Source organism: Pigmentiphaga sp. MLSB6-MA01, assembly GCF_058793475.1.
Genome location: NZ_JBXAFV010000007.1, coordinates 1 through 24,982, shown reverse-complemented (window position 1 = coordinate 24,982; position 24,982 = coordinate 1). Strand labels below are relative to the sequence as shown.

Genomic DNA, 24,982 nt, shown 5'->3' with positions numbered 1-24,982 from the left:
GGATACGTCTTGGGCGCGCGCTCAGCGCGCCATGTCGGGAAGGAACAGCACCAGGCTGGGGAAGGCGATCAAGAGGCCGATACGCAGCAGGTCCACGATGATGAAGGGCGTCACGCCCTTGTAGATGGTCCAGATGTCGGTTCGCTTGGACAGACCCTTGATCACGAAGACGTTCAGTCCGAAAGGTGGCGTGATGAGGCCGAGCTCCACGCACATGGTCACGATCACGCCGAACCAGATCGGATCGAAGCCCAGCTGCATCACGATGGGGTAGACCAGCGGCACGATCAGGATCACCACCGCCAGCGCGTCGATCAGGCATCCCAGCACCAGCATGATGCCGATGATCACGAGCAGGGTGCCGTAGCGGCCCAGGTCGGCGTCGATGAGCAGCTGCGCTGCCTTCTGCGGGGTCTCGGTCACCGCCAGGAAATAGCCGAACAGTACGGCGCCGGCCATGATCAGGAGGATGGCCGCGCCCATGCGGACGCTTTCCGCCAGCGACGAGAACAGGGTATTCCAGGACAGGCGCTTGCCCAGCGCGACGATGGCGATGGCGCCGGCGGCGCCCACGGCGCCGGCCTCGGTCGGCGTGAACAGCCCGCCGTAGATGCCGCCGATGACGAACATGATGAGCAGCATGATGGGGCCGAGCCGCGTCAGGCTGGACAGGCGTTCCCGCATCGCGGCGGGCTGGCCCACCGGCGCATCCTGCGGACGCACGGCCAGCCAGACCTTGACCACCAGCATGTACATGGCGATGGCGATGATGCCCGGCACGACGCCGGCCATGAACAGCAGCCCCACGCTTTGCTGCGTGAGCAATCCGTAGACGGCGAGCGCGATCGAGGGCGGAATCAGCACGCCCAGCGTGCCGCCGGCCGCGATCACCCCGGTGGCCAGCCGCTCCGAATAGCCATGCTTTTTCATCTCGGGCAGGGCGACCCGGGTCATGGTGGCGGCGGTGGCGGCCGACGAGCCGCAGATGGCGGCGAAGCCGCCGCACGAGGCCACGGTGGCCACGGCCAGTCCGCCGCGGAAGTTGCCCAGCCAGAGCTGGGCGGCGCGGAACAGTTCGCCGCTCATGCCCGAGGTCACGGCCACCGCGCCCATCAGGATGAACAGCGGCACCAGCCCCATGGTGTAGTCGGAGAAGGTGGAGATGACGGAGTGGGACAGCAGCTTGAAGGCGGGCTCGAAGCCGGTCATCAGGCCGAAGCCCAGGATGCCCGCCGTGCCCATGGCCAGGCCGATGGGAACGCGCAGCAGGCAGAGCAGCAGCAGGGAGCCGAAGCCGATGAGGATGGCGAGATTGGGGCCGATCATGGTGTGCGTCCGTTCAGACCGTGGCGTCCGGATGGCCGTCGTCGGCCTCCGGCTCGGAAGGAGCGATGACTTGCTGGAGAAGGATGAAGAAGCAGGCCAGCGTGCCCAGCCACGCTGCCGTGTAGAAGCCCCAGACCGGCAACTCCAGGTCCACGGTCAGCAGCCCCGCCTCGAACACGTCGACGACCTTGGTGCCCAGGGCGTAGGCGAAGCCGCCGATGATGCACAGGCACAGCGCCGCGCCGATGCGGCTCAGGACCCGCCTGGCGCGAGGCCCGAGCGCGCTCCAGAAGATATCGAGCTGGATGTGGTCGTTGTGGCGGAAGGCCGCCGCGATGCCCCAGCACACCACCACGCTCAGCAGCAGGCGCGAGATTTCGTACTCGTCCGGAAGCGGGTAGGCGAAGAGGTAGCGCGTGGCCACCGACAGGGACGTGAGTATCGCCATGAACAACAGCAGTACCGATGGCACGAACTCTAGGAAGGCAAGCAGACGTTTCATGGCGATGCTCGGCGGTTGATCAATAGGCGGCGTTGTATTTTTTCAGCGTGTCCTGCAGTTCGCCGAACACCTTGGCGCCATCGATGCGGTTCTTCTTGACGCTGGCTTCCCAGTCGGCGCGGACCTTGGCGGCCATGGCCTTCCATTCGCCGACCTTGGCGTCCGAGATCGTGTAGACGGTGTGGCCCGGCTTCTTCAGCAGCGCGGCCCGGCCTTCCTGTTCCCAGTTGTACCAGGGCATGGGCAGGCGTTCGGCCCAGTCGGCGTTGCAGTGGCTGTCGATGACCTTCTTCTGGTCGGCCGACAGTTTGCCGTACGACGATTTGTTCATCAGGATGGCCGTGCCCAGCGAATAGAAATTCATGTCCAGGTGATAGGTCAGCGCGCGATCGGCTCCCAGTGCCTGCAACAGGTTCCACGGGAACGAGATCGCGTCCACCACGCCGCGCTCGACCGCTTCGGCCGCGTCGGAGGCGGACAACTGGACGGGCGAGGCGCCGGACAGGCGGTAGAAGTTGGCCGCCATGACGTTGGGCGAGCGGATCTTCAGGCCGGCCAGGTCGGTGGGGCTTTCGATGCGCTTCTTGGAGTGGATGGTGCCGCCGCCGTCATAGAACATGGTGCACACCTTGACGTCGGCCATCTCTTTCTTGGCGTAGGGCTGGTACCACTCGTACAGCGCGCGCGAGCCCTTGGCGGTGTCGGCCACCAGGAACGGCATTTCGGCGGCGGTCACGATGGGGAAGCGGCCCGGTTCGATGCCCACCAGATAGAAGGCGAGGTCGGCGATGCCGTCGCGGGCCAGGTTGTAGTGATCCTTGGCCGGACCCAGTTGTTGCGCGGGGAATACCTGGATCGCGATGCTGCCGCCCGAGTCTTTTTCGATCGATTGCGCCCAGGGCACCAGCACGCCGTAGTGCAGGGGGTTGGTGGTGGGCAGGTTGTGCGACAGCCGCAGGCTGACTTTCTTGTCGGCGGCGTGGGCCGGAGCGGCCAGGACGGCGGCGGCCATGGCGGCGGCCACGAGCGGCTTCAAAGCATGGTTCTTACGCATGGAGTTCCCCCTTGCACTGGGTCGATGAAAAGAAGCCGGTTCTTGCCCGGCAAAAAATATGTTCCGTTTTTCGGAACTAATCTATCGTTATATGGAACATAATGCAGGTTTCGGTGTAATTTCGTCAAGACGTTTCATTACGGGCAAAATTTCGCCTGGGTCACGTTGGGGGTGATGTGGAAGAAGAGTCGTCCAAGAACCGGTTCCTGCTGGAACGACAGATGGAGGTGATCGAACTGGTCGCCCGCCATCCCGCCGGGCTGGCGTTCGGCGAAATCCAGGCCGCGCTGGACATGCCCAAGGGCACGCTGCACCGGATGCTGGCCGGCCTGTGCCGCGCCGGCTGCCTGGATGCCGAGCCGCCGTTCGAGGCGGAGGCCGGCAATGCGCGCCGCACCTATCTCCTGGGCGGACGCATGCGCCGGCTGCTGGGAACGGCGATCTCGCCCGACCAGATGGCCGCGGTCGCCCATACGGTGCTCTACGGCCTGGTCGAGCAGTTCCAGGAAACGGCTTTCCTGAGCATGCTGCGCGGCAACCGCATCGAGAGCATCGTCATGGCCACGCCGCCCAAGGACTGGCACGGCTACGTCAATCCCGGCCACGTCATGCCGCCCCATGCGGCGGCCTCGGCCAAGGCCATCCTGGCCTTTCGCGACGAACGGGAATGGGAGGCGCTGCTGGATGAACCGCTGCCCGCGCTGACGGATCGCACCATCACGTCGCCGCAGCAGTTGCGCGACGAATTGCGGCGGGTCCGCAAGACCGGGATCGCCTACTGCCGCGAGGAGATCGATCGCGGACTGGTGGCGGTCGCCGCGCCCATCCCGCTGTCCCAGGTCGGCGTGATGTTCTCGGTGTCCATCGTCGGCCCGTCGCAGCGCATGCAGGCCTACGACGATGAAAAGATGAAGCGCGCCCTGCTCGATGCCGCCAGCAAGCTCGCGGCGATTTTTTCCAAACAGATGAACGCCGACCTCAAATGACGAGATCCAGCATTGCCGTGATCGGACTGGGCGGGATCGCCCGCAGTCTATTGGACGCCTTGGCCGGCGACATCCGCGTCGACGTGCGGCATGTCATCGTGCGCCGGGGCAAGGAAAACGAGGCGGCGGCGGGGCTGCCGTCGTCCATCGAGCCGGTCAGCGACATCGCGTCGCTGGCCGGCGAGGTCGGTCTGGTGATCGAGGCGGCGGGCCAAGGCGCCGTGGCGCAATACGGCGCCGATGTGTTGCGCAGCGGCCGCGATTTCGCGCTGGTGTCGGCGGGGGCGCTGGCGGACGAGGACCTGCTGCGGACGTTGAGGGAAGAAGCGGCCCGGGCCCGTCGCCGCTTGCACCTGATCAGCGGTGCCATCGGCGGCCTGGACGCGCTGGCGACGGCCCGCGCCGCCGGCGCGGTCGAGGTCCGCTACACCGGCATCAAGCCGCCGCGCGCCTGGCTGGGCACCCCGGCGGAACAGGCCTGCGACCTGCATGGCCTGGCCGAGCCGACGGTGGTGTTCGAAGGCAGCGCCCGCGAGGTCGCTCGACGCTATCCGCAGAATGCCAACGTGGCGGCTACCGTTGCCCTGGCGGGTGCGGGGCTGGATGCCACCCGGGTCACGCTGATCGCGGATCCCGCCGCCACGCGCAACAGCCATCGTATCGAGGCGCGTGGCGTGCTCGGGGAGTTCCGCTTCGATACACAGGCCGAACCTTCCGCCGCCAATCCGAAGACTTCGGCAAGCACCGCCTGCAGCATCGTGGCTTATCTGCGGGGCGGACCCAACGCGCTCGCGCTGCAAGGTTGAGGCCCGGCAGCCAGGGGGGCGTCAGGGGCTGGCCAGCTCGAATACCTGCAGGTCGATGAGATTGGACACCGAGCGGCTGGTCCGGATGTCGCCCGGCAGCACCAGCCGGGCCATGCCGTTGCGATCGAGCGGCTGTCCATCGACCTCGTAGGCCACCAGCGCCTGGTTCGCGCCGAACGCCGGATCGATCTCGGCCATCGACAACAGCGTCTGGTAGCCGTCGCTGGCGGTGGCGACGGCATACATGCCCAGCGTGGGGTTCTTCGCGCCCGCGGCGGTCTTCAGGCCGGCCACGTCGTTGAGCAGGTGCCACAAGTCGACGCCGGTGTAGGTCGCCGTTCCCACCGCGCGGGAAACCGGCGGCAGGGCTTGCAGGGCGGCGAGATCGAAACTGCCTTCCTGCCGCACGGCGCCCGATACGGTGAAGGACGGCGCGAGGCCGCCTCCGGTGCCGGTGCGCGTGGATCCCGACGGCAGGACCTCGATCGAGGTCGCCATCGAAGCGTAGCGTCCGCCCTTGCCGTCGCCGGGCGCGGTCACCCGGAACGGACCGTCGCCTTGCGGCAGCGGTCCCGACTTGCCGTCCCGGGTCTCGGCGTAGGCCACGAGACTGGCGCGGTTGCCGATGTCGGGCTTGAGTTCGCCCATCGAGAAAACGACGCGGTAGCCGTCGGCGGCCTTGACCACCACGTACTTGCGCAGGAGATCGTTCTTGGCCGAGGCATCGGTCTTGATGCCCGCATCGTCCAGCAGGGACCACAGACCGGCGCCGGTATAGGTGCGGGTCTGCTGGCCGCTGCCGCTGGAATAGGAAACGGTCTGGGTCTGGGCCGGACGTTGCTCGAGGTCGGCAACGGTCGGGGACGAGGGACGTTCGACCGCTCCGCCTATCGCGATGCTGGGCGGGATCCCGGGCGTTTCCGGGATTGCGCCGTCGCCGCCGCAGGCGGCCAGCACACAGGACAGGACCGTTGCGAGGCTCCATCCGGGCAGTCTCTGCCGATGCATCATGTTCTTCCTTATCGTTATATTCAATGAAACATAACGATAAGCGAAGGTAGATGGGCAGGCAAGCGAAGAGAAGGGGCGCGCTTTGCGCGCCCGTGGGGAATCAGAAGGTCAGGCCTCGCGGTAGAAGCAGAACTCGATCTCTACCGAGGCGTTCAGCGGCAGGGCCGCGACGCCGACGGCGGTGCGCGCGGGCGGCGTGGTGCCTTCCGGAAAGTAGCCTTCCCAGACGCGATTGATCTCGGCGAACTGGTCGAAGCGGGTGGTGAAGATGCGCGCGATGACGAGCTGGTCCAGGGCCAGGCCATACTCGGGCAGGGCACCCAGCATGTTGCGCATGATCTTGTCCGTTTCCGCGGCGACGCCGCCGCTTTCCAACTGGCCGCTTTCGGCATCGAGGGCGATCATGCCGGCCAACTGGTAGTGGGGGCCTGCCTGGATGCAAGGGGTGTAGCGGAAGCGGGGCTTGGGCAGCGTCTTGGCGTAGTGGGCTTGCAGGGGCATGGCGGAAGGCCTCGATGGAAAAGGCCCGTAGTCTACTCCGCGTAAGGCTGGCCGAGCTCGGGCCGCGCGCGCAGATGGGCCAGGAGCGCGCCGCGCATGCCGCCGTTTCCGACCATGGCGCGTATCTCGGGCGCCAGGGGCGGGTAGTGGAGGATCTCGCCGGTGGCGCAACGCGTGACGGTGCCGTTGGCGTAGTCCACTTCGATCTCGTCACCGTCGGACAGCGCTTCCACGATGCCGTGGCAAGAGGCGAGCACGGGTACGGCGAGCGCGACCACGCCCTGGAAGGCCCGCACCGACATGGACTCGCACAGGATGCCCAGGCCCAGCGCTTTCAGGGCGATGATGCCGGCATTGTGCGCCTTGCCGGCCAGGAAGTTGCGGCCGGCGACGATCAGGTCGCCTGGGCGGATGCGGCTGGCCAGGCCCGGATCGAGTTCGGCGAAAAGATGCGGGATCAGTTCGGCGGGATTCGTCGCGCGGGAGAGCACGATGTCGAACGCCATGACCGCGCCGTCGTGGGGAACGTCATGGCCCAGCACGTGGGCGGTGCCGCGTTGTATCCAGTTCATCGATGGGGACTCCTCAATGCGCCGGGCGCGGATCGGCGATCCTGCCGGCGATGGCCGACGCGGCCACGGTGAGCGGGCTACCCAGGTAGCAATGGGCATCCTTCGCGCCCATGCGGCCCTGGCCGTTGGTGGCGGCGGTCGAGATCGACACTTCTCCGGAGGCCAGCGGCCCGCCGGCGCCGCCGGCGCAGGGGCCGCAGCCGGGCGGAAGCAGGATGGCGCCGGCGTCGAGAAAGCGTTGGGTGAGGCCGTCGCGCGCCATGCGTTTGGCCGTCTCGACGGTGCCCGGGACGACGATGAAGCGCACCCCGCTTGCCACGCGGTGTCCGGCCAGTACGTCGGCGGCGGCCTGGAAATCGTCATACATGCCGGATCCGCAGGATCCCAGATAGGCCTGGTCGATCGCGACGCCCACCGTGTCGCCGACGGGGACGGCCCGGTCGGGGGCGCCCGGCAGGGCCACCTGCGGCGCCAGGTGCGTGACGTCCAGCTCGAGCCTATGTTCGAACCGCGCATCGTCGTCGCTTTCCAGCCAGGTGCCGTCGCGGGCCGAGCCCAACGGCGACATCGGCGGAAACACGATGTTGAGCACGCCGATCTCGGTCAAGGTATTGCACAGCGCGACACGGCCCGACAGCGGCAGGCGGTCGCAGTACGCGCCGCCGAATTCGACCACGCGATAGTCGAATTCGACGCCCAGTTCACCCGAGGTCAGCCGGTGGGCCAGCCAGAAGCCGACGTCGCGTGGATGCACGCCGGGCGATGGCTCGCCCTCCAGCGTGACGCGCAGTGTGTGCGGCACGACGGTCCAGGTCGTGCCCGTGGCCAGCACCGACACGACGTTGGGCCCGGCGCGCATGGCGAAGGCGCCGATGGCGCCGAAGTTGGTGCAGTGCATGTCGTAAGCGAAGAGGAACATGCCGGGCCTGACCAGGCCGCTTTCCATGGGAAAGAGATGGCCGTGCCCGCCCTGGCCGGCGTCGTGGAAGTGGCCGATGCGCCATTCGCGGGCGATGCGCCGATTGGCGCGGCCGCGCAAGATCGAGGCGGGCGTGGTGTAGACCACCTGGTGGTCGGTGACAAAGACCACCCGCTCCGGATGGGTGACGCGGCGATAGCCGATGTCGTGCAACTGTGTGTAGGCGCTTTCGACGTAGCCGTCGTGCAATATGACCAGTTCGGGCTCGGGCAGCACGATGTCGCCCGGCTTGACCGATGTCTTGCCGCTGGCGCGCGCCAGCATCTTTTCAACGAGCGTCATGCCCATGTGGAGCTTCCATGCTTGAAGTCGGTCAGGGCCGGCCGCTGACGGCCTGCGCGTACGAGGCGCCGGCACGCACCTGGGCATCGGCGTCGCGCTCGAAGGCCAGGCGGGCGGCCAGCCTCTCGGCGAGAGTGTCGAAATACTGCTGGCCGATGACGACCACGCCGTCATCATCGGCGCACACGAGATCGCCCGGATGCACGATCTGGCCGCCTATCGCCACGGGTATCTGGACCTCGGCCGTTCCGTCCTTGCGGCTGCTGCGCACCGTGCCGCCATGCGCGAATACCGGGAACCGCAGTGCCCGGATCTCGGCCAGGTCGCGCACGCGGCCGTTGGTGACGCAGCCGGCCAGACCGCGCATCTGCGCAGCCCGCGAGCCGGTGCCGCCCAGCGCGCAGGTGTCCGGGTCCCCGCCGGTGTCGATGACCAGCACGGAACCGGGAGGCGCCAGGTCCAGCGCCCGGTTCGCCGATCCACTGCGGTGGGGCGGCGCGCTCACGGTGTATGCCGGGCCGGCGCAGACCGTGCCTGGCACTTGCGTGGCAATGGCCGGATCCAGGTCGCCGCGGCGGCCCAGGGCTTCATAGGCCGCGGCCGCGGAGGCGCCGGCCAGCAGGGCCACGAGTTGTTCCACATCCATTCCCATGACGTTCCTCAGTCGAGTTGGATTTTCACTTCCTTGGCGACGCGCGCCCACTTGCCTCGCTCCGCGTCGATGAAGCGGGCGAACTGTTCCGGCGTGTTGGGCGTGGGCAGGAGCCCCTGTCCACGCAACTGGCGCACCACGTCCGGCTCGGCAAGAATGGTCGCGATGGCGTTGTGCAGTGTGCCGATGATGGCCGCGGGCGTGCCCGCGGGCGCCATGAAGCCGTTCCAGTCGAACATCTCGTAGCCAGGCAGCGTTTCGGCGACCACGGGCGTGTCGGGGAATTCGGCCACCCGTTGGTCGCTGGTGAGCGCCAGCGCGCGCAGCTTGCCCGCCTTGACCATGGGCCAGGCCGGCGGCTGTCCGCCGAAGGTGAGAGTGACGGCGCCGCTGGCGACGCCGGTCAGGGCTTCGGGCGCGGTCTTGAACGGTATGTGGGTGATCGAGACGCCCGCCAGCGTCTTGAAGTATTCCCCCGACATGTGCGAGGCCGTGCCGTTGCCGGCCGACGAGAAGGTCAGCTTGCCGGGGTCGGCCTTGGCGGCGGCGATGACGTCGGCAATGGACTTGTAGGGCGACTCCGCGGAAACGACGACCAGCAGAGGCGTGCGGGCCGACAGCATGATGGGCGCGAAGTCCTTCACCGGGTCGTAGGGCAGCTTGCTGTACACGTTGGGATTGATGGTGAGCGTGCCGATGTGGCCCACGGCGAGCGTATAGCCGTCCGCAGGGGCGCGGGCGGCGGCACCCAGGCCGATGGTTCCGCCAGCGCCCGCGCGGTTCTCGACCACGAACGGTTGTCCGAGGCGCTCGCCCAGATGCTGGGCGACCAGGCGGGTGATGGTGTCGGGCGACGAGCCCGCGCCATGTGGAACGATGATGCGCACGGGACGAGCCGGATAGGACTGGGCGCCGGCGCCCTGGGGGGCGACGGCGAGGGCGGTTGCCAGGGCAAGCGCTGTGGCCAGGAACCGTGAATGCAGCAGCATGGTGTGTCTCCTTGAGGGTTTTAAGGCTGATCGCCTTTTTGTATGACAAATATTGTTTTTGTTGGCGTAAATATGCCATGAAATGGCATTTATACTCAACAATGTAAGACAATTTTGAAAATTGATGAAAACTCCCGGCAAGGTGGGCATCCGGCCGGGTCGCTACAATGCAATTCCCGCCGCCGCGACCTGATCCATGGACCGAAAAATCGTTGCCTTGCACGAGACCGCCGCGCCGGCCGCAGACCCGGCCCGGCAGCAACTGGCCGACCGTTTGCGCGATGCCATCACCGAAGGGATTTATCTTCCCGGCGACAAGCTGACCGAACGGGAGCTTTGCGAACGTTTTGCCGCCAGCCGTCCCTCGATGCGCGAGGCCATCCGGCAACTCGACGGCGAAGGCTTGCTGGAAGTGGCGCCACATCGCGGGCCTGCCGTGCGGGCGATCGATGAAGCGCAGTTCCACGAGTTGCACGAAGTGCGGGTGGCTCTGCAGAAACTGGCGGCGGCGTGTTTCGCGATGCGCGGCACGCCAGAGCAGATGAATGCCTTCGCCTTGCGTATCGACGAGTTCGAGCAGGCGCTGGCTTCGCGCGATGTGCCGCGCATACGCGCGACCAAGCATCAATTGTTCGAGGCTTTTGTCGCGGGGGCTTGCAACGAACCGCTGGCTGCCTTCATCCGGAAGATCAACGCACGTATGGGCTTCTTGTGGGCGTCATCGATGAATCATCCGAACCGGCCGGCGGAAAGCGTGGATGAGTTCCACCGTCTCCTGGATGCGATACGCGAACGCGACCCCGAAGCCGCGCAGGCTGCCATCGTGCTTCAGAACCAGCGGGCCCGCGCGGTCGGGCTGCATGCGCTCGAACTGTTCCAGAAGCGGCGCCGGGCGTCGCCGTGACCAGGACGCTAGCGCTGGCGTAGCGGCGCCAGCAGCGGCGACAGGCCGTTGTGGTCGATCTCGTGCATCAGCGCCAGCAGGCGCCCCAGTTCGCCGGGCGGGAAGCCCTTGCGGGCGAACCAGGCCAGGTAGGGACCGGGCAGGTCGGCGATCAGCCTGTCCTTGTACTTGCCGTAGGGCATGGCGACCGTTACCAGGCGTTGCAGATCTTCGGGGTTCATGGAGTGGGAGGGCGTGGCAGCTTGGATGTTCTCGTGGACCTCGCCCGCATTGTGCACGAAGCGCGCGCCGCGGCAGGCACTGCCATGGGGGACAAGTGTTTGACATTTAAAGATTCTTGGTATCACACTGGCGCCTTCCGACGACGAGGGGGCGGGCCATGGATACGATGGTTGGCGGGACTTGGGGACGGGGCGTGGTCGTGGCGGCAGCGGTGGGACTGCTGGCCGCGTGCGCGGCGCGCGGGCCGGGCGGCGCGCCGCCATCGGAGGCCGCGGACGCGGTCTACGTCAACGGCAAGGTCGCCACGGTCGATGCCGGTTCTTCCGTGGCCCAGGCCTTCGCGGTGCGCGGGGGCCGGTTCGCCGCGGTGGGGACGACCGAGCGCATCATGGCCTATGCGGGGCCGGCCACGCAGGTGATCGATCTGCGCGGCCGCACGGTCGTTCCCGGCCTGGCGGATTCGCATCTGCATGCCGTGGGCGGCGGCCCCGGCATCGACCTGTCGGCCGCACGCTCGATGGCCGAGCTGTCCGCCACGGTGGCCGAGGCGGCCAGGGGGGCCAAGCCGGGACAGGTGCTGGTTTCCAACAGCGATTGGCACGAGGCGCAGCTCAAGGAACAGCGGCTGCCCACCGCGGATGAGCTGGAAGCGGCTGCGCCTGGCGTGCCGGTGATCCTGGTGCGCGGCGGACACAGCTATTTCCTCAACAACACGGCACTGGCCAAGTACGGCATCACGCCGGCGACCCCGGTGCCGCCGGGCGGCGCGATTCCGCGCAACGCCGCCGGACGGCTGACCGGCGAACTGACCGACACGGCCAAGCGCCTCGCGCCGCTGCCGCCTCCGCCGCCGATGACGCTGGCGCTGCTCGAGGCGCAGCAGAAGAAACTGAACGAGTACGGCCTGACCAGCATACGGATACCGGGCACGAACGTGGCGGCGTATCGCCAGTTCCAGCAGTTGCGCGACAGCGGCAAGGCCACGGTCCGCTACAGCATCCTGTTCCGTCCCAAGGACCTGGCCGATTTCCGGTCCGGCATCGTCGGGGCCGGCATCCGGCAGGGCGAGGGCGACGAGTGGGTCAAGGTCTGGGGCATCAAGATCAGCGTGGACGGCGGTTTCGAGGGCGGCTACATGACGCGCCCCTACGAAGGGGAGATGGGCAAGGGCGGCACGTACTACGGCTTGCAGACCATTCCGCAGGCGACGTTCAACGAATACGTCGCGGGCATCAACCAGGCGGGCTGGCGCGTGGCGGTGCACGCCGTGGGCGATGCCGCCGTGGACGAGGTGCTGCAGGGCTACGAGCGGGCCCACGCCCAGCGCGACATCCGCGCGCAGGGGTGGACCATCGAACATGCGTTCATCACGCGCCCAGACCAGTATCCGCGCATCCGGGCGATGAACCTGCGGATGTCGGTGCAGGACCATCTCTACCTGGCCGCGCCGGTGCTCAAGCGTTACTGGGGCATGGACCGCGCTTCGCAGGTCACGCCGCTCAAGACCTACATGGAGCAGGGCTTCATGCTGGCGGGCGGCACCGATTCGCCGGTGATTCCGGTCAATCCGTTCTGGGCCATGTACCATTTCCTGACGCGGGACACGATCTCCGACGGCGTCTACGGCGCCGACCAGGCCGTGCCGTCGCGCGATGCGGTGCTCCGGCTGATGACCATCAACAACGCGCGCCTGACCGACGAGCAGGACGTCAAGGGATCGATCGAGCCCGGCAAGCTGGCGGATTTCGTCGTGCTGTCGGCCGATTACCTGAGCATTCCGGCGGCCGAGGTGCAGCGGCTGAAGGCGCTGGCGACCTACGTGGGAGGCAGGCAGGTGTACCGGGCCGCATCGTTCTGAAGCCGGCGGGTCACGGCTTCAGGACGACTTTCACGCAGCCGTCCTCCTTGTCCCGGAAAATCTCATACATGGCGGGCCCGTCCTCCAGGGCCTCGTTGTGGGTGATGACGAAGGACGGGTCGATCCGGCCCTCGGCGATGAGGTCGAGCAGGATCCGGCTCCAGCGCTGGACGTGGGTCTGGCCCATGCGCCAGGTCAGCCCCTTGTTCATCGAGGCGCCGAAGGGGATCCGGTCGAGCAGTCCGCCATAGACGCCCGGGATGGACAGCACGCCCGCCGGGCGGCAGACGTAGATCATTTCCCGCAATACGTGGGGGCGGTCGCTTTCCCGCATCACCGCCTGCTTCGCCCGGTCGTACATGGCATCCAGGGAGCGGGCGGCATGCGACTCCAGGCCCACGGCGTCTATGCATTTCTCCGGCCCCTTGCCGCCGGTCAGTTCGCGCAGGCGTTCGACCACGCTTTCCCGCTCGAAGTCGATGGATTCCGCGCCGGCACGGGCTGCCATGGCCAGCCGTTCAGGAACGCGGTCGATCATCACCACCTGGCGGGCACCCTGCAACTGGGCGCTGCGCATGGCCATCAGGCCCACCGGGCCGGCGCCCCAGATGGCGACCGTGTCGGTGGGCTGGATGTCGCACTGGGCCGCGGCCTGCCAGCCGGTGGGCAGGATGTCGCCCAGGAACAGCACCTGTTCGTCCTCCAGGGCGGCGGGTATCTTGATGTGAGTGGTGTCGGCGTGCGGCACGCGCACGTATTCGGCCTGGCCGCCGGCGTAGCCGCCGGTCAGGTGGGTGTAGCCGAACAGGCCCGCCGTGGCGTGGCCGAAGACCTTGCCCGCCAGTTCCTGGTTGCGGTTGCTGCGTTCGCACACAGAATAGTTGCCGCGCTGGCACTGTTCGCAGGCGCCGCAGGCGATGGTGAAGGGGACGACGACACGATCGCCCGGCTTCAGATGGCGTGTATCCGGCCCCACCTCGACCACTTCACCCATGAATTCGTGTCCCATGATGTCGCCGGATTTCATGCCGGGGATGAGGCCGTCGTACAGGTGGAGATCGGCGCCGCAGATGGCGCACGCGGAGACTTTGACGATGGCGTCGCCGGGCAGCTCGATGCGCGGGTCCGGCACGGTGTCGTACCGGATGTCCTTTTTGCCATGCCAGCACAGTGCTTTCATGACGTTCTCCTTCTTCGCGGGCGCCGGTTCGCGCCCACCGGAACGCGCAGCAAGCGCCGTGCCGGCCTCGGCGCGCACTAAAATCCACGCATGAGCAGCCATTTCCGCGTCCGCCGCATCGACATCGTCGTTTATCCCGGGTTCAAGTCGCTGGAGGCGGTCGGACCGCTGTGCGTGTTCGACTACGCCAACGTCCACCTGCGCAAGCGCGACCTGCCGCCGGCCTATCGGGTCGAGATCGCCGCCCCGCAGCCCGGCGACGTGCGTTCGGACACGCTGATGACGCTGCACGCCGGCAAGGGCCTGGACAGCCGCGACCTGCCCGATGCCGCCATCCTGGTGGGCGCGCGCAATATCGAGGAGGCCATGCGGCATTCGCCGGCCATCGTCGACTGGGCCGCGGCCGTGGCGCCCCGCATCGCGCGCCTGGCCGCCCTGTGCTCGGGCAGTTTCTTTCTTGCTGAAGCAGGCCTCCTGGACGGCCGGCGCGCGACCACGCACTGGAGCGTGTCGAGGCTGCTCCAGCAGCGCTATCCGCGCGTCGACGTGCAGGCCGATGCCATTTTCATCCGGCAGGGCAACATCTGGACCTCGGCTGGCGTCACGGCCGGCATAGACCTGGCGCTGGCGATGGTGGAAGAGGACTGCGGCCGCGACCTTGCCCTGGAAGTCGCGCGGGACATGGTGGTCTACCTGAAGCGTCCGGGAGGGCAGTCGCAGTTCAGCATGCACTTGAACAGCCAGACCACCAGCCATCCCGGCATACGCAAGACCCAGGACTGGATCCTGTCCAACCTGCAACGGCCGCTGGCTGTTTCGGACCTGGCCGCCCATGCGGCCATGAGCGTGCGCAACTTCACCCGCGTGTTCGTGCGCGAGACGGGCGCCACGCCGCAGGCCTTCGTCGAGAACGCGAGGGTGGAACTGGTGCGCCGGCTGCTCGAGGACGCGGCCCTGCCGCTCAAGACCGTGGCCGTGCGGGCGGGCTTCGGGTCGGACGCCCAGTTGCGCAAGGTGTTCCAGCGCCACCTGGGCGTGACGCCCCGCGCCTATCGCGAGCGTTTCGCCAGCGCGGGCGGCAGCGGCAGGGAGGACTAGGCTTCGATCGGCAACCCGGTGAAATTCTCCGAGAAGGCCCGCCGGCCCGGCCCGGATCCCGTCATGTAGTCCAGGTCGGCCCGTTGCAGGCGCCGGGCGAACTCGCTCTGCCCCGGGAAACTGTGCACCATGGTGCACAGGCCCGCGGAGAAGCGATGCACCAGCCACATGCGCCGCAGGCAGGTTTCCGAATAGCTGTCCAGGAGCCGGGCGGAGCCCCGCCTGTAATACTCGGCCAGCGCGCGGCCCAGCACGCGTATGTCCGCCACGGCGGAGTTGAGCCCCTTGGCGCCGGTGGGCGGAACGATGTGCGCGGCATCGCCGGCCAGGAACAGGGCGCCGTGGCGCAGCGGTTCGACCTGGAAGCTGCGCATGGCGGTCACCCCCTTTTGGATGATGGGACCGTCGATCAGCGGTGGCATGCCGGGTACGTCCAGGCGTTCATGGAGCGCGCTCCAGATGCGGTCGTCGGACCAGTTGTCCGGATCGTCGTCGGGTTCGCATTGCAGGTAGAGGCGGCTGCGCGTGGGGGAGCGGAAGCTCAGCATGGCGAAGCCGGTGTCGTGGCAGCCCCAGGTCACGTCGGGCGCGGCGGGCGGGACCTCGGCCAGGATGCCCAGCCAGCCGAAGGGGTAGACCCGGTCGTAGGTCTTCATCACCGAAGCGGGAATGGCGTCGCGGCAGATGCCGTGGAAGCCGTCGCAGCCCGCGATGAAGTCGCAGCGCACCGGCGTGCCCCCCGGGCCGGCCAGGATCGTGGGCGAGGGGCCTTCCAGGTCCCGGATGGCGCAGACCGGGGTGTCGAAGCGCAGGTCGCCGCCGGCGGCCAGCCGTGCCTCGATCAGGTCGTGCACCACTTCGTGCTGGGGATAGACCATGACCGTGCGGCCGATTTCCTGGGCGAAGTCTATGCGGTGCGAGGCCTGGGCGTAGCGGAAGTCGAGGCTGTTCTGCGGCATGCCCAGCCGCCGCATGCGCCCGCCCAGCCCGACCTCGGCCAGCAGGTCGACCGTGCCTTGTTCCAGCACGCCCGCCCGCAGCCGCTGCTGCACGTGTTCGCGGCTGCGGCTGTCGAACACGATGGATTCGATGCCTTCCCGGTGCAGCAGGTGGGACAGCAGCAGTCCCGCGGGGCCCGCGCCGACGATGCCGACCTGGGTACGTTCGCTCATGCGGGCTCCTCCAGCGTGATCAGGCCCATGCCCGTGGTCATGGGGGCGTAGTAGTTGCGATGGACGCGCCGCGCCTGGCCGGACAGGGCGCCGCGCATGACCAGCCACATGATCAGCTCGATGCCTTCGGCGCCGTAGCGTTCCATCAAGGTCTGGTGCGTCAGTTCGCACAGACTCTCGGGATCGTGTTCGATCCGGCCCAGGAAATCCTGGTCCCAGTCCTTGTCCATCTTGCCGAAGTGCGGGCCCGTCAACTGATGGGACATGCCGCCGGTGCCCAGGATGACGACGCGCAGGTCGGCTGGATAGGACTCGACGGCCCGCCGTATGGCCTGCCCCAGCCGGTAGCACCGGCGCGCGGTGGGCAGGGGATGCTGCAGCACGTTGACGGCCAGGGGCACGGCCGCCACGTTCCACCCGGGCGTATGGTCGAAGCACAGGTGCATGGGCACCAGGAAGCCGTGCTCGACCCGCATTTCCTGGCAGACCGTCAGGTCGAACTCGTCGTAGACCAGCGATTCGCACAGGTGCTGCGAGAATTCCAGGTGGCCGTCTATGGGCGGCAGCGGACGCACGCCGAAGCCTTCGTCGGCGATGTCGTAGCGGTCGGCCGCGCCCAAGGCGAAGGTCGGGTACTTGTCGAAGAAAAAGTCGGCGCCGTGGTCGTTGTAGACCATGATCGCCACGTCGGGCTTGATTTCCTGGAGCCACTCGCGGACCGGGACGTAGGCGTCGAACAAGGGACGCCAGGCCGGCGTGGCCTGTTTGCCGCGGTCGTAGGCCGCGCCGATGGAAGGGACATGGGACGTGCCTATGCCAGCGATGATGCGTCCCATGTCAGACAGCTCCTTTGTCGTTGCGGGTGGCAAGGAATGCCTCGTAGCTTTCCCCGCGCATCCGGGCGCCCATGACGTAGAGGCCGTTGCCGGTGACCACGCCCAGCTTGAGCAGGAAATAGATGTTGGCGCCGGCATCGAGCAGGCCGGTGAAATCGCGCGCGCGTATCAGCGCCTTCTGTTCGTCGGACAGGCCGAAGCGCGTCATGTAGGCCTCTTCGTCCGCCCGGCAGGCGTCGCGGTTGGCGGCCTCGCTGAGCGAATTGCAAAGCTTGTTGATGCGGTATCCCTTCCATGAAAGCCGCAGGTCGAAGACGTGCGAGTCGGCGATCGGCCGTGTCCGGTCGCGTTGGGGAAGTGCCATGGGCAGTGCTCCTTGGGTAGAGGGAAAACGACCAGTGCCGCGCCGGTGCGCGGCGTTGCGGCTGCTGTGCTTTTTATGGAGAATGACTCTAGCTTTCATGTCCTTGATTGTTCTAATCAACCGCCGTCGGCACAGGAGCAGCCATGTCGTTCGAGCAGCCCGCAAATTGCGAGGAACTCCTGAACTACCGGATCGCCCGGCTGCTGTCGGTCAGCGGCGCGCTGGTGATCCGGCTGTGCGAAGGCCGCTATGGCATCAGCCGCCGGGAATGGCGCCTGATCGCGATGCTGGCCGACTACGGCACGATGGCGCCTTCCGAACTGGCCGAGCGCGCGCACACCGACCGGCCACTCGTGTCCCGTGCCATCAGCGACCTGGTCGCAAAGGGGCTGGTGTCGCGGGTCGGCCGCAGCAGCGACCGGCATCGCGTGGCCATCGAACTGACCGACAAGGGCCGGGCCCTGCATGCCGAGCTGTTTCCCATCACCGCCGACATCAACGGACGCATCCTCAAGGCGCTGCCTCCAGAGGCGATCCAGGCGCTCGACGGCATGCTGGACGTCTTGACCGACACGGCCAAACAGCTCAACCAGGACTATCCGCTGAAGGAAAAGGCCGATCGCCGCAACGGCGGGAGCCGCCAGCTGGCTTCGTCCCGCCCGGACCTGGCGGATATCTGGTAGGCGGGCGCCGGCCCCCGCGTCAGTTGTTCGACGTCGCGCCCGAGGCCTTGATCAGGCGTGCCCACTTCGTGATCTCCGTCTGCTGGAACCGGCCCAGTTGCTCCGGCGAGGACGCTGAAACCGTGAGTCCCTCCTGCACGAACGCGGCCCGCGTCGAAGGCTTGCCCATGGCGCGCGCGATCTCGTGGTTCAGCTTGAGCACGATGTCGGCCGGCGTGCCCTTGGGCGCGAACACCGAGAACCACAGCACGATCTCGTAGCCGGGCACACCGGCCTCGATCATGGTCGGCAACTCGGGCGCGGCGGGCGAGCGTTCGCGGCTGGTGACGGCCAGCGCCCGCAGCTTGCCGGATCGCACGATGGGCATGCCGATGGCGACCGAGTCGAACAGGATGTCGGCATGGCCGCCCATGACGTCGCTGACGGCCTGCGCCGGACCGCGCGCCGGTATGTGGACCATGTCGATGCCCGCCAGCGACTTGAACAGGTCGCCCGACATGTGGCCCGAGGTGCCGATGCCCTGCGAGACGAAGTTCAGCGAGCCGGGCTTGCGCCTGGCGAGCTGTATCAGTTCCTGCACGCTGTGCGCGGGTACCGAGGGATGCACCATGAGGACGTTGGGCACCGTCGCCAGCAGGCTGACGGGCTCGAAGTCGCGCACGGCGTCATAGGGCAGGTTGGCCAGCAGCGTGACGTTGATGGCGTGGGTGGCATGAGTGCCCAACAGGATCGTGTAGCCGTCGGCGGGCGCCTTGGCCACCAGGTCGGCCCCTATGGTGCCGCCCGCGCCGGGCTTGTTCTCCACGATGACCGGCTGCTGCCAGGCTTCCTGCAGGTCGTGCGCCACGCTGCGCGCCAGCTTGTCGGTCAGCCCGCCGGGGGTGAAGGGCACGATGAAGCGGATGGGCCGGCCGGGGTAGGCGTCGGCGGCGCCGGCACAGGCATGCGTCGCCGCCAGGGCGAGCGTCAAGCCGGCCAACAGCGACGAGGCACGGTGGAAACGAGGGTGCGGACGGTGGGACATGGTGGCCTCCTTGGGCGGCACGCAAGCGGGTGGACGAGCGGGGGATAGGCTGGCGTCAGGACGCCATCGAGGTCGCCGGGGCAGCGGCCGCGGAGTCGGCGGCCGCCATCTTTTCGATCATGCGGCGGGCGCGGCTCGGGCCCGCGTCGATGCGCAGCCATGCCAACTGCCGCACGCCGGTGGCATCCTGTTCGCGCTGCATGGCGGACACGATGACGTTGTCCTCTTCGAAGGTGCGGCCCATGTCGCGCATCAGCCGCTCGTCGAGTTCCTTGTCGCCCACGCCGAAGTTGCGCACGTGCAGCCAGAAGAAATGCGTGGCCGTGTCGGTCTCGGGCGTCAGGAATTTGTAGCTGAACGCGCGCAGGCCGCGGTCCATGTTGGCTTCCGTGTGTTCCTGGCCGGCCTGCATCGTCACCACGTCCACGCGCGAGGTGCAGGGCGGGAAGAAGTGGTAGTACTGGCAGCGGTCGGCCAGTCCGCTGAAGTTGGCGTTCTTGCGGTCGATGGGAGGCGGCTCGGCGTCGAGCGTCCAGCGGTAGGTCACGATGTGGCCCTCGCTTTCCTCGATGACGGGAGGAATATCGCTCGACGCCGGATTGCCGATGGTGCCCGGGTGGACGTAGGTCGTATGCGCCGGGTCCTGCAGGTTCTCGACGATGTTCAGGTAGTGCGAGCGATGGTGCTGGGGCGCGCCCCAGATGACCGTCCAGCCCGGCGCGCCATAGCGCTCGATGGCGGGGATGAGCCGGGGATCGGCGCGCTCGGTGTCACCCATCCAGATCCAGGCGGCGCCATAGCGTTCCGTGATGGGAAAACTGCGGACCCGCGCGGCGGGGGGCACGTTCGGTTGGCCCGGGACGTGCACGCAGGCGCCGGTGCCGTCGTAGCGCAAGCCGTGATAGCCGCATTGCAGCGTGTCGTCGACCACGCTGCCCAGCGACAGGGGCACGAGGCGATGCGCGCAGCGGTCCAGCAGGGCGGCGAGCCGGCCGTCGCGCTGCCGGAAGGCGACGACGGGTTCGTCCAGTACTCGCCGGGCGAAGGGCCCGGTGCCGATTTCTGCGGTCCAGCCCAGTACGTACCAGGCATTGCGAACGACGTGCTCCACGGACGACTCTCCTTCTCGAAATGCGGGTCGGGGGATATCCAACCGGGCCGCCACGGCGTGGCGGCTTCGATGCGGGAGACTGTATCGGCGGGGGCGTGAATTGTTCTATACAACGACGGACGGGGTTTGCCCGCCCGTCGGCCTAGTTCAGCCGGATGCCGGCCTGGGAGATCAACTGGCGCCAGGTGCGGATTTCGTTCGCGAGGTAGCTCCGGAATTCCTCGGGTGTCGAGCCCACCGTGTCGACGCCTTCGGCGGTCAGATAGGCCTGGATATCGGGAGAAGCCAGTGCCTTGCGGATGGCCTCGTTCAGCTTGTCGACGATGGGGCGGGGGGTATGGGCGGGCGCGGCGTATCCCCACCAGCCTTCGGCCTCGTAGTCAGGAAACCCTGCCTCGGCCACGGTCGGCACCTGGGGCAGCTTGGCCCAGCGTTTTTTCGACGTGACCGCCAGGGCCTTGAGGCGTCCCGACTTGATCGAGCCGCTCGCGCCGGCGTAGGTGGCGAAGGTGAAGTCGACCTGGCCGCCGATGGCATCGTTCATGGCCGGGCCGGCACCCTTGTAGGGAACGTGCAGGATGTCGATCTTCGCCATGCTCTTGAGCATTTCGCCCATCAAGTGGGCGTTCCCGCCGGTGCCGGACGACGAGTAGGACAAGGTACCCGGTTTTTCCCGCGCCATGCGCACGATGTCGGGGACGGAGTTGGCGGGAAATGCCGGCCCGGCCACCAAAAGGAACGGCGAGGTGGCAACCATGCTGATGAAGCTGAAGCTGTCCAGCGAGTCATAGGGCAGCTTGTCCACCGCGACGGCGTTGATGGCGTGCGCGCCTGGCAACTGCAGCAGCGTATAGCCGTCGGGCGGGGCCTTGGCCACGAAATTCGTGCCGATGACGGTTCCGCCGCCGGGCCGGTTGTCGACGATGACGGGCTGGGACAAGGCGTTCGATAGTTTCGCGGCGACGGCGCGGGCGAGCGCGTCGTTGAACCCGCCCGGGCCGAAAGGCACGACGATGCGTATCGGCTTGTTGGGAAAACCGTTCAGCGGATCCGGTGCGGCCGCGTGCGAGACGCGGGCCACCAGGCCGAGCGAAAAAAGGACTGCCAGGCCGATGGTCAGGCCATGCTTCATGTTCATGCTCCTCAGAATCCGGCCAGCCGGCCGGGGTTGTCTCGAAGAATGGCGATCCGGTCCGGTGCCGGAAATGCGCGGATGAGGGTCTCGAAAAGCGTGCCGTCGTCCGGCATGCGCGCGGGCGCGAAATAGCCGGTATGGGGCCAGTCGCTGCCCCACGTGAGCCGGTCCAGCGCGTTCTCCGCCAGCCGGTGCATCAAGGGGATCGCGGTGTCGAACGACGCGCCCGGCGCGCAGACCCGGTCGAGCCCGGAGAGCTTGACCCAGACATGGCGCTGCCGCGAGAGCCGAAGCAGCGCCCGTTGGGGGGCGCTGTCCAGGCCATCGGCGATGGAGACCCGGCCCAGGTGGTCGATGAGGACCGGTGCGTCCAGGCCGGCTATCCACTCTTCGAGCTCCGGCAACCGGGCGCCGTCGAAGTGGAGCTGGACGAACCAATGCCAGGGCCGGATGCACCGCATCACGTGCTGCACGGTGGAAGGGTCGAGCCGGCCGCCATGCTGGGGATTGAAGGCGAACCGGACGCCGCGCGCGCCGCGCCGGTGCAGGTCGCGGACGGTTTCCGGCGTGCAGGTTTGGTCCAGGCGCACGACGGCCAGCAGGCGACCGGGGGCCTGGGCGACGGCGTCCAGGTAGATATCGTTGCAGGGGCCCTGGGTGTTGGCGTGGACGGCGAAGGCGCGCTCCAGGCCCAAGGCGTCCAGCAGCGTGAAATAGTCTTCCAGCCGCGCGGCAGGCGGGGTGTAGTGCCTGTCGGGGGAATAGGGATGGCGGTTTTCCGGGCCTAGGACATGGAACTGGGTGTCCCAGCACCCCTCGGGCGGCCGCCAGGACGGGACGGCCAGCGTCTTGCGCGGACCCAGGCAGGGCGGGATTTCGCGGCTCATGAGCGTGCCCGGACCTGGCCCACGACGCGGTCGACGATGGCGCCGGCGGAACCCAGATAGCGGCACGGATCCAGCAACCGCCGCAGGTCGTCGCGGGACAGGGCGGCGTGGACCTCGGGCATCTCCGCCAGGGTGTCGAGCAGGACGCGGCCCGGCTTCACCGATTCGGCGCAGGCCTGGTGGACCAGATCGTGCGCGCGCAGTCTTCCCAGCGAGGGGGCCAGCGCCATTTGTACGGCTTCCGCGACGATCATGCCGCCGGTGGCATCCAGATTGCGCCGCATCCGGCCGGTATCGACACGGAGCCCGTCCAGCAGCGCCAGCATTTTTTCCAGGCAGGCATGGCTTTCGATGAAGGCTTCGGGCACGACGCGGCCTTCGATAAAGCCGTGTCCGGACCGTTCCTGTTCCTGCCTGACCGCACCGATCATGGCGTCGGCATTCCGCTGAACCAGGGTAGCGCCGGCCATGATCTGCCAGGACAGGATGGGATTGGCCTTGTGCGGCAGCGTGCTGGACATGCCGGCGGTGCCGGCCGTCGGCTCCGCCAGTTCGCCGATTTCCGTCCAGGCCAGGTGAGCGATGTCCTGTGCGATCTTCGCGAGGCTGGCGGTCAGCAGCGCGAGAAACTGGATGACTTCGGCCACCGCGTCGCGCGCGCTGGACGCGGATGCCAGGGGGACGGGCAGTTCCAGGCGGTCCAGCACCGCGCGTTGCACGGCCAGCGCCTCGGCCCCCATCGACGCCAGGGTGCCCATCGCGCCCGCGAGTTCTCCGTCGATCGGCCGTGCAAGCAGGGCCCGCATGCGGTCGGCATGGCGCAACAGCGGCACCATCCAGTGGCTCAGCTTCAACCCGAAGGTGATGGGCAAGGCGTGGCCGCCGAAGCCGCGCCCCGCCATCGGGGTATCCCGGTACTGCGCGGCCAGTATGGCCAGACGCTCCAGGATGCCGGCAAGCAGGCGTTCCAGGCGTAGCAGGGCGGTATTGATCTGCCGGGCGCGGGCACTCAGGAGGAGGTCCTGTGTGGTGCTTCCCCAGTGGAGATATTCGCCGGCTTCGCCGCAGGCGTGCGCCAGCTGGCGCACGAAGGGGGCGACAGGGAAGCCGACCTGTCCGCTCGCGCGCTCCAGCGATGGGAGGTCCACGGTCGCGGCCCGGGCGTCCCGGGCGATGCGCTCGGCGGCCCAGGAGGGGATCAGCCCGCGTTCGGCCTGCACCTGCGCAAGCGCCTTTTCGTATTCGACGAAGAAGGCCACCGTGGCATGGGTGGAGAACAGTTGTTCGAAAGAGGGCATGGAGGCGGTTCCAGGTGGCTCGAATCTTGTAGTAGTAATAATAGATACTACTATTGAAATGAGCAAGCCGCCGTGCAGTAAACTCGGGAAAACCGCCATCCATGCCGAGTCCATGCCCAAGACCACCGACCGCGAGTCACGCAGTGAGCGCGAAGACCTCCAGCAGACCTTGCAGCGCCTGGGATTCAACGAGAACGAGGCGCGCGCCTACCTCGCGCTGGCGAACTCCTACCCCGCGACGGCCTATGAAATCGCCAAGCGCTCGGGGCTCCAGCGCGCCAATGCGTATGGTGTCCTGCGTTCGCTCGAGGCCAAGGGAGCCATCCAGGCGGTCAACGAGTCGCCGGTGAGGTATGCGCCGCGGGATCCGGAAGACTATTTCGGCAATCTGGCCCACTCCACGCAGGCGCTGTGCGCATCGGCGGCACGCGAAATGGCCGCGCTGGCGCAGCCGGACAATGACACGTTCATGTGGTTCTACGAGGGAGCCGACGCGATCGACCGGAAGACGGTGGATCTGATCCAGGCCGCCGGGCAGCGGATCTGGATCAAGGGGCCCGATGCATTGATCTCGCCGTTGCTACCCGAGCTGCAGGCGGCGTGCGAGCGCGGCGTGCAGGTCATCATCATCGGGTTCGGCACCGGCATCCAGGACCTCAAGCGGCATCCGGACATGCAGGTGTTGCCGCACGAAGGCGATGCGACTGTGTCGCGCGGCGCGACGGATGTGATGCTGACGATGACGACCGATTTCGACGGCGTGCTGATTTCCACGCGCGTGCCCGGCCTGGCGCCGAGCGCGTCCTATGCGCGCAATCGCTCCATTATCTACGTGGTCCAGACGCTGCTTCTGCACGAGATCTATCTCGCGGAAATGCTGACGAGCATGGGCGATGAGATCGAAGGCCGATTCGGCAAGGGATTGGCCAGGCTGCGCAAGAAATACCGGCCGCCGGGCATGGAAAAGCACGTCCTGGAAGGGTCTTGAAAGCATCCCCGGGCGGCCCGCGGGGGGGCGTCCGGGGATGCCGGGGCCGTCAGTACAGCACGACCGATCGTATGGACTCGCCGCTCTTCATGAGGTCGAATCCCTCGTTGATGCGTTCGAGGGGCAGGGTGTGGGTGATGAGTTCGTCGATCTTGATCTTGCCGTCCATGTACCAGTCGACGATGGTGGGCACGTCGGTGCGGCCGCGGGCGCCGCCGAAGGCCGAGCCCTTCCATTCGCGGCCGGTGACGAGCTGGAAGGGGCGGGTGGCGATTTCCTGGCCGGCGGCGGCCACGCCGATGATGAAGGACTGGCCCCAGCCCTTGTGGCAGCATTCGAGGGCCTGGCGCATGGTGGTGGTGTTGCCGATGCACTCGAAGCTGTAGTCGGCGCCGCCGTCGGTGAGCTGGACGATGTGGTCGACGACGTTCTGGACGTCCTTGGGGTTGACGAAGTGGGTCATGCCGAACTGGCGTCCCAGGGCTTCGCGCTCGGGGTTCAGGTCGATGCCGATGATCTTGCCGGCGCCGACCATTCTGGCACCCTGGATGACGTTCAGGCC

The 24,982-nt window shown here is 67.4% G+C and carries 27 protein-coding genes; 7 read left to right on the top strand and 20 right to left on the bottom strand.

What is annotated here, in order from left to right:
* Window positions 1-21: 21 nt before the first annotated feature.
* Genes AC1Q6E_RS13200 through AC1Q6E_RS13190 form a run of 3 tightly spaced genes read right to left on the bottom strand, consistent with a single transcriptional unit; the run spans window position 22 to window position 2,882 of the window.
* Window positions 22-1,326, bottom strand: coding sequence for a TRAP transporter large permease (locus AC1Q6E_RS13200; protein WP_152793016.1), 1,305 nt, complete (start codon window positions 1,324-1,326; stop codon window positions 22-24).
* A gap of 13 nt (window positions 1,327-1,339) precedes the next feature.
* A complete protein-coding gene (locus AC1Q6E_RS13195; RefSeq protein WP_296555185.1) occupies window positions 1,340-1,828 on the bottom strand; it encodes a TRAP transporter small permease in 489 nt (162 codons plus the stop codon).
* A gap of 19 nt (window positions 1,829-1,847) precedes the next feature.
* Window positions 1,848-2,882 carry a TRAP transporter substrate-binding protein gene (locus tag AC1Q6E_RS13190; RefSeq protein WP_296555187.1) on the bottom strand — a complete coding sequence of 345 codons (1,035 nt, stop codon included), beginning with the start codon at window positions 2,880-2,882 and terminating at the stop codon, window positions 1,848-1,850.
* Window positions 2,883-3,058: 176 nt separating this feature from the next.
* On the opposite strand from AC1Q6E_RS13190, the gene AC1Q6E_RS13185 reads away from it, so the two are divergent.
* Both AC1Q6E_RS13185 and AC1Q6E_RS13180 read left to right on the top strand, forming a co-directional pair.
* Window positions 3,059-3,868, top strand: a complete 810-nt coding sequence (locus AC1Q6E_RS13185; RefSeq protein WP_296555188.1) for an IclR family transcriptional regulator — start codon at window positions 3,059-3,061, stop codon at window positions 3,866-3,868.
* Window positions 3,865-4,674, top strand: a complete 810-nt coding sequence (locus tag AC1Q6E_RS13180) for an aspartate dehydrogenase (RefSeq protein ID WP_152793017.1) — start codon at window positions 3,865-3,867, stop codon at window positions 4,672-4,674. Before AC1Q6E_RS13185 ends, AC1Q6E_RS13180 begins: the two co-directional genes overlap by 4 nt.
* A gap of 21 nt (window positions 4,675-4,695) precedes the next feature.
* Here the strand turns inward: AC1Q6E_RS13180 and AC1Q6E_RS13175 are convergent, their stop codons facing one another.
* From AC1Q6E_RS13175 to AC1Q6E_RS13150, 6 genes are all read right to left on the bottom strand, one after another.
* Window positions 4,696-5,682 carry a molybdopterin-dependent oxidoreductase gene (locus AC1Q6E_RS13175; protein WP_492572902.1) on the bottom strand — a complete coding sequence of 329 codons (987 nt, stop codon included), beginning with the start codon at window positions 5,680-5,682 and terminating at the stop codon, window positions 4,696-4,698.
* Between the two features lie 111 nt (window positions 5,683-5,793).
* On the bottom strand, window positions 5,794-6,186 hold the full coding sequence (locus tag AC1Q6E_RS13170; protein WP_152793019.1) for a RidA family protein: 393 nt from the start codon (window positions 6,184-6,186) through the stop codon (window positions 5,794-5,796).
* Window positions 6,187-6,218: 32 nt separating this feature from the next.
* Window positions 6,219-6,758 (bottom strand): 3-isopropylmalate dehydratase small subunit, encoded by a 540-nt coding sequence (locus tag AC1Q6E_RS13165; RefSeq protein WP_152793020.1) that lies wholly within the window; start codon window positions 6,756-6,758, stop codon window positions 6,219-6,221.
* A 13-nt stretch (window positions 6,759-6,771) separates the two neighbouring features.
* Window positions 6,772-8,019 (bottom strand): 3-isopropylmalate dehydratase large subunit, encoded by a 1,248-nt coding sequence (locus AC1Q6E_RS13160; RefSeq protein ID WP_492572901.1) that lies wholly within the window; start codon window positions 8,017-8,019, stop codon window positions 6,772-6,774.
* A 31-nt stretch (window positions 8,020-8,050) separates the two neighbouring features.
* The gene (locus tag AC1Q6E_RS13155; RefSeq protein WP_296555193.1) at window positions 8,051-8,665 is read right to left on the bottom strand and encodes an RraA family protein; all 615 of its coding nucleotides are present in this window, start codon (window positions 8,663-8,665) and stop codon (window positions 8,051-8,053) included.
* 14 nt (window positions 8,666-8,679) lie between these two features.
* Complete coding sequence (locus tag AC1Q6E_RS13150) at window positions 8,680-9,660, bottom strand: Bug family tripartite tricarboxylate transporter substrate binding protein (protein WP_492572900.1); 981 nt, start codon at window positions 9,658-9,660, stop codon at window positions 8,680-8,682.
* A 196-nt stretch (window positions 9,661-9,856) separates the two neighbouring features.
* Between AC1Q6E_RS13150 and AC1Q6E_RS13145 the strand changes: the two genes are divergently transcribed.
* Window positions 9,857-10,564: a GntR family transcriptional regulator gene (locus AC1Q6E_RS13145; RefSeq protein ID WP_152793024.1), complete on the top strand. Its 708-nt coding sequence runs from the start codon at window positions 9,857-9,859 to the stop codon at window positions 10,562-10,564.
* Window positions 10,565-10,572: 8 nt separating this feature from the next.
* Here AC1Q6E_RS13145 and AC1Q6E_RS13140 read toward each other — a convergent pair whose 3' ends face one another.
* Window positions 10,573-10,785 (bottom strand): DUF3820 family protein, encoded by a 213-nt coding sequence (locus AC1Q6E_RS13140; protein ID WP_152793025.1) that lies wholly within the window; start codon window positions 10,783-10,785, stop codon window positions 10,573-10,575.
* 158 nt (window positions 10,786-10,943) lie between these two features.
* Between AC1Q6E_RS13140 and AC1Q6E_RS13135 the strand changes: the two genes are divergently transcribed.
* A complete protein-coding gene (locus AC1Q6E_RS13135) occupies window positions 10,944-12,644 on the top strand; it encodes an amidohydrolase (RefSeq protein ID WP_492572899.1) in 1,701 nt (566 codons plus the stop codon).
* Window positions 12,645-12,654: 10 nt separating this feature from the next.
* Here AC1Q6E_RS13135 and AC1Q6E_RS13130 read toward each other — a convergent pair whose 3' ends face one another.
* Complete coding sequence (locus AC1Q6E_RS13130) at window positions 12,655-13,824, bottom strand: zinc-dependent alcohol dehydrogenase (protein WP_152793026.1); 1,170 nt, start codon at window positions 13,822-13,824, stop codon at window positions 12,655-12,657.
* Between the two features lie 90 nt (window positions 13,825-13,914).
* Between AC1Q6E_RS13130 and AC1Q6E_RS13125 the strand changes: the two genes are divergently transcribed.
* On the top strand, window positions 13,915-14,922 hold the full coding sequence (locus tag AC1Q6E_RS13125) for a GlxA family transcriptional regulator (protein WP_152793027.1): 1,008 nt from the start codon (window positions 13,915-13,917) through the stop codon (window positions 14,920-14,922).
* Here AC1Q6E_RS13125 and AC1Q6E_RS13120 read toward each other — a convergent pair.
* Genes AC1Q6E_RS13120 through AC1Q6E_RS13110 form a run of 3 tightly spaced genes read right to left on the bottom strand, consistent with a single transcriptional unit; the run spans window position 14,919 to window position 17,294 of the window.
* The gene (locus tag AC1Q6E_RS13120) at window positions 14,919-16,094 is read right to left on the bottom strand and encodes a 4-hydroxybenzoate 3-monooxygenase (protein WP_296555202.1); all 1,176 of its coding nucleotides are present in this window, start codon (window positions 16,092-16,094) and stop codon (window positions 14,919-14,921) included. The two genes, AC1Q6E_RS13125 and AC1Q6E_RS13120, sit on opposite strands and share 4 nt — an antisense overlap.
* Window positions 16,091-16,930, bottom strand: coding sequence for a class III extradiol dioxygenase family protein (locus AC1Q6E_RS13115; RefSeq protein WP_492572898.1), 840 nt, complete (start codon window positions 16,928-16,930; stop codon window positions 16,091-16,093). Before AC1Q6E_RS13115 ends, AC1Q6E_RS13120 begins: the two co-directional genes overlap by 4 nt.
* 1 nt (window position 16,931) lies before the next feature.
* Window positions 16,932-17,294, bottom strand: coding sequence for a protocatechuate 3,4-dioxygenase (locus tag AC1Q6E_RS13110; RefSeq protein ID WP_152793030.1), 363 nt, complete (start codon window positions 17,292-17,294; stop codon window positions 16,932-16,934).
* A 143-nt stretch (window positions 17,295-17,437) separates the two neighbouring features.
* On the opposite strand from AC1Q6E_RS13110, the gene AC1Q6E_RS13105 reads away from it, so the two are divergent.
* Entirely contained in the window at window positions 17,438-17,977 is a 540-nt protein-coding gene (locus AC1Q6E_RS13105; protein ID WP_152793031.1) for a MarR family winged helix-turn-helix transcriptional regulator, read from the top strand.
* Between the two features lie 19 nt (window positions 17,978-17,996).
* On the opposite strand, the gene AC1Q6E_RS13100 is transcribed toward AC1Q6E_RS13105, so the two are convergent.
* From AC1Q6E_RS13100 to AC1Q6E_RS13080, 5 genes are all read right to left on the bottom strand, one after another.
* Entirely contained in the window at window positions 17,997-19,001 is a 1,005-nt protein-coding gene (locus AC1Q6E_RS13100; RefSeq protein WP_152793032.1) for a tripartite tricarboxylate transporter substrate binding protein, read from the bottom strand.
* Window positions 19,002-19,056: 55 nt separating this feature from the next.
* Complete coding sequence (locus tag AC1Q6E_RS13095; protein WP_296555206.1) at window positions 19,057-20,112, bottom strand: aromatic ring-hydroxylating dioxygenase subunit alpha; 1,056 nt, start codon at window positions 20,110-20,112, stop codon at window positions 19,057-19,059.
* 142 nt (window positions 20,113-20,254) lie between these two features.
* The gene (locus tag AC1Q6E_RS13090; RefSeq protein WP_152793034.1) at window positions 20,255-21,250 is read right to left on the bottom strand and encodes a tripartite tricarboxylate transporter substrate binding protein; all 996 of its coding nucleotides are present in this window, start codon (window positions 21,248-21,250) and stop codon (window positions 20,255-20,257) included.
* A gap of 5 nt (window positions 21,251-21,255) precedes the next feature.
* Complete coding sequence (locus AC1Q6E_RS13085) at window positions 21,256-22,134, bottom strand: amidohydrolase family protein (protein ID WP_152793035.1); 879 nt, start codon at window positions 22,132-22,134, stop codon at window positions 21,256-21,258.
* Window positions 22,131-23,432: a class-II fumarase/aspartase family protein gene (locus tag AC1Q6E_RS13080; RefSeq protein ID WP_492572897.1), complete on the bottom strand. Its 1,302-nt coding sequence runs from the start codon at window positions 23,430-23,432 to the stop codon at window positions 22,131-22,133. Before AC1Q6E_RS13080 ends, AC1Q6E_RS13085 begins: the two co-directional genes overlap by 4 nt.
* A gap of 112 nt (window positions 23,433-23,544) precedes the next feature.
* Here AC1Q6E_RS13080 and AC1Q6E_RS13075 point away from each other — a divergent pair, with 112 nt between their 5' ends.
* Window positions 23,545-24,420, top strand: a complete 876-nt coding sequence (locus AC1Q6E_RS13075) for a TrmB family transcriptional regulator (RefSeq protein WP_296560247.1) — start codon at window positions 23,545-23,547, stop codon at window positions 24,418-24,420.
* 49 nt (window positions 24,421-24,469) lie between these two features.
* Here the strand turns inward: AC1Q6E_RS13075 and AC1Q6E_RS13070 are convergent.
* The coding region (locus AC1Q6E_RS13070; protein ID WP_492572896.1) for a zinc-binding dehydrogenase at window positions 24,470-24,982 on the bottom strand (513 nt) is incomplete at its 5' end.

What these genes read in the sequence shown, in the direction of transcription:
- AC1Q6E_RS13200 (WP_152793016.1), bottom strand. Translation starts at nt 1,326, where the DNA reads ATGATCGGCCCCAATCTCGCCATCCTCATCGGCTTCGGCTCCCTGCTG.
- AC1Q6E_RS13195 (WP_296555185.1), bottom strand. Translation starts at nt 1,828, where the DNA reads ATGAAACGTCTGCTTGCCTTCCTAGAGTTCGTGCCATCGGTACTGCTG.
- AC1Q6E_RS13190 (WP_296555187.1), bottom strand. Translation starts at nt 2,882, where the DNA reads ATGCGTAAGAACCATGCTTTGAAGCCGCTCGTGGCCGCCGCCATGGCC.
- AC1Q6E_RS13180 (WP_152793017.1), top strand. Translation starts at nt 3,865, where the DNA reads ATGACGAGATCCAGCATTGCCGTGATCGGACTGGGCGGGATCGCCCGC.
- AC1Q6E_RS13175 (WP_492572902.1), bottom strand. Translation starts at nt 5,682, where the DNA reads ATGCATCGGCAGAGACTGCCCGGATGGAGCCTCGCAACGGTCCTGTCC.
- AC1Q6E_RS13170 (WP_152793019.1), bottom strand. Translation starts at nt 6,186, where the DNA reads ATGCCCCTGCAAGCCCACTACGCCAAGACGCTGCCCAAGCCCCGCTTC.
- AC1Q6E_RS13165 (WP_152793020.1), bottom strand. Translation starts at nt 6,758, where the DNA reads ATGAACTGGATACAACGCGGCACCGCCCACGTGCTGGGCCATGACGTT.
- AC1Q6E_RS13160 (WP_492572901.1), bottom strand. Translation starts at nt 8,019, where the DNA reads ATGACGCTCGTTGAAAAGATGCTGGCGCGCGCCAGCGGCAAGACATCG.
- AC1Q6E_RS13155 (WP_296555193.1), bottom strand. Translation starts at nt 8,665, where the DNA reads ATGGATGTGGAACAACTCGTGGCCCTGCTGGCCGGCGCCTCCGCGGCC.
- AC1Q6E_RS13150 (WP_492572900.1), bottom strand. Translation starts at nt 9,660, where the DNA reads ATGCTGCTGCATTCACGGTTCCTGGCCACAGCGCTTGCCCTGGCAACC.
- AC1Q6E_RS13145 (WP_152793024.1), top strand. Translation starts at nt 9,857, where the DNA reads ATGGACCGAAAAATCGTTGCCTTGCACGAGACCGCCGCGCCGGCCGCA.
- AC1Q6E_RS13140 (WP_152793025.1), bottom strand. Translation starts at nt 10,785, where the DNA reads ATGAACCCCGAAGATCTGCAACGCCTGGTAACGGTCGCCATGCCCTAC.
- AC1Q6E_RS13135 (WP_492572899.1), top strand. Translation starts at nt 10,944, where the DNA reads ATGGATACGATGGTTGGCGGGACTTGGGGACGGGGCGTGGTCGTGGCG.
- AC1Q6E_RS13130 (WP_152793026.1), bottom strand. Translation starts at nt 13,824, where the DNA reads ATGAAAGCACTGTGCTGGCATGGCAAAAAGGACATCCGGTACGACACC.
- AC1Q6E_RS13125 (WP_152793027.1), top strand. Translation starts at nt 13,915, where the DNA reads ATGAGCAGCCATTTCCGCGTCCGCCGCATCGACATCGTCGTTTATCCC.
- AC1Q6E_RS13120 (WP_296555202.1), bottom strand. Translation starts at nt 16,094, where the DNA reads ATGAGCGAACGTACCCAGGTCGGCATCGTCGGCGCGGGCCCCGCGGGA.
- AC1Q6E_RS13115 (WP_492572898.1), bottom strand. Translation starts at nt 16,930, where the DNA reads ATGGGACGCATCATCGCTGGCATAGGCACGTCCCATGTCCCTTCCATC.
- AC1Q6E_RS13110 (WP_152793030.1), bottom strand. Translation starts at nt 17,294, where the DNA reads ATGGCACTTCCCCAACGCGACCGGACACGGCCGATCGCCGACTCGCAC.
- AC1Q6E_RS13105 (WP_152793031.1), top strand. Translation starts at nt 17,438, where the DNA reads ATGTCGTTCGAGCAGCCCGCAAATTGCGAGGAACTCCTGAACTACCGG.
- AC1Q6E_RS13100 (WP_152793032.1), bottom strand. Translation starts at nt 19,001, where the DNA reads ATGTCCCACCGTCCGCACCCTCGTTTCCACCGTGCCTCGTCGCTGTTG.
- AC1Q6E_RS13090 (WP_152793034.1), bottom strand. Translation starts at nt 21,250, where the DNA reads ATGAACATGAAGCATGGCCTGACCATCGGCCTGGCAGTCCTTTTTTCG.
- AC1Q6E_RS13085 (WP_152793035.1), bottom strand. Translation starts at nt 22,134, where the DNA reads ATGAGCCGCGAAATCCCGCCCTGCCTGGGTCCGCGCAAGACGCTGGCC.
- AC1Q6E_RS13080 (WP_492572897.1), bottom strand. Translation starts at nt 23,432, where the DNA reads ATGCCCTCTTTCGAACAACTGTTCTCCACCCATGCCACGGTGGCCTTC.
- AC1Q6E_RS13075 (WP_296560247.1), top strand. Translation starts at nt 23,545, where the DNA reads ATGCCCAAGACCACCGACCGCGAGTCACGCAGTGAGCGCGAAGACCTC.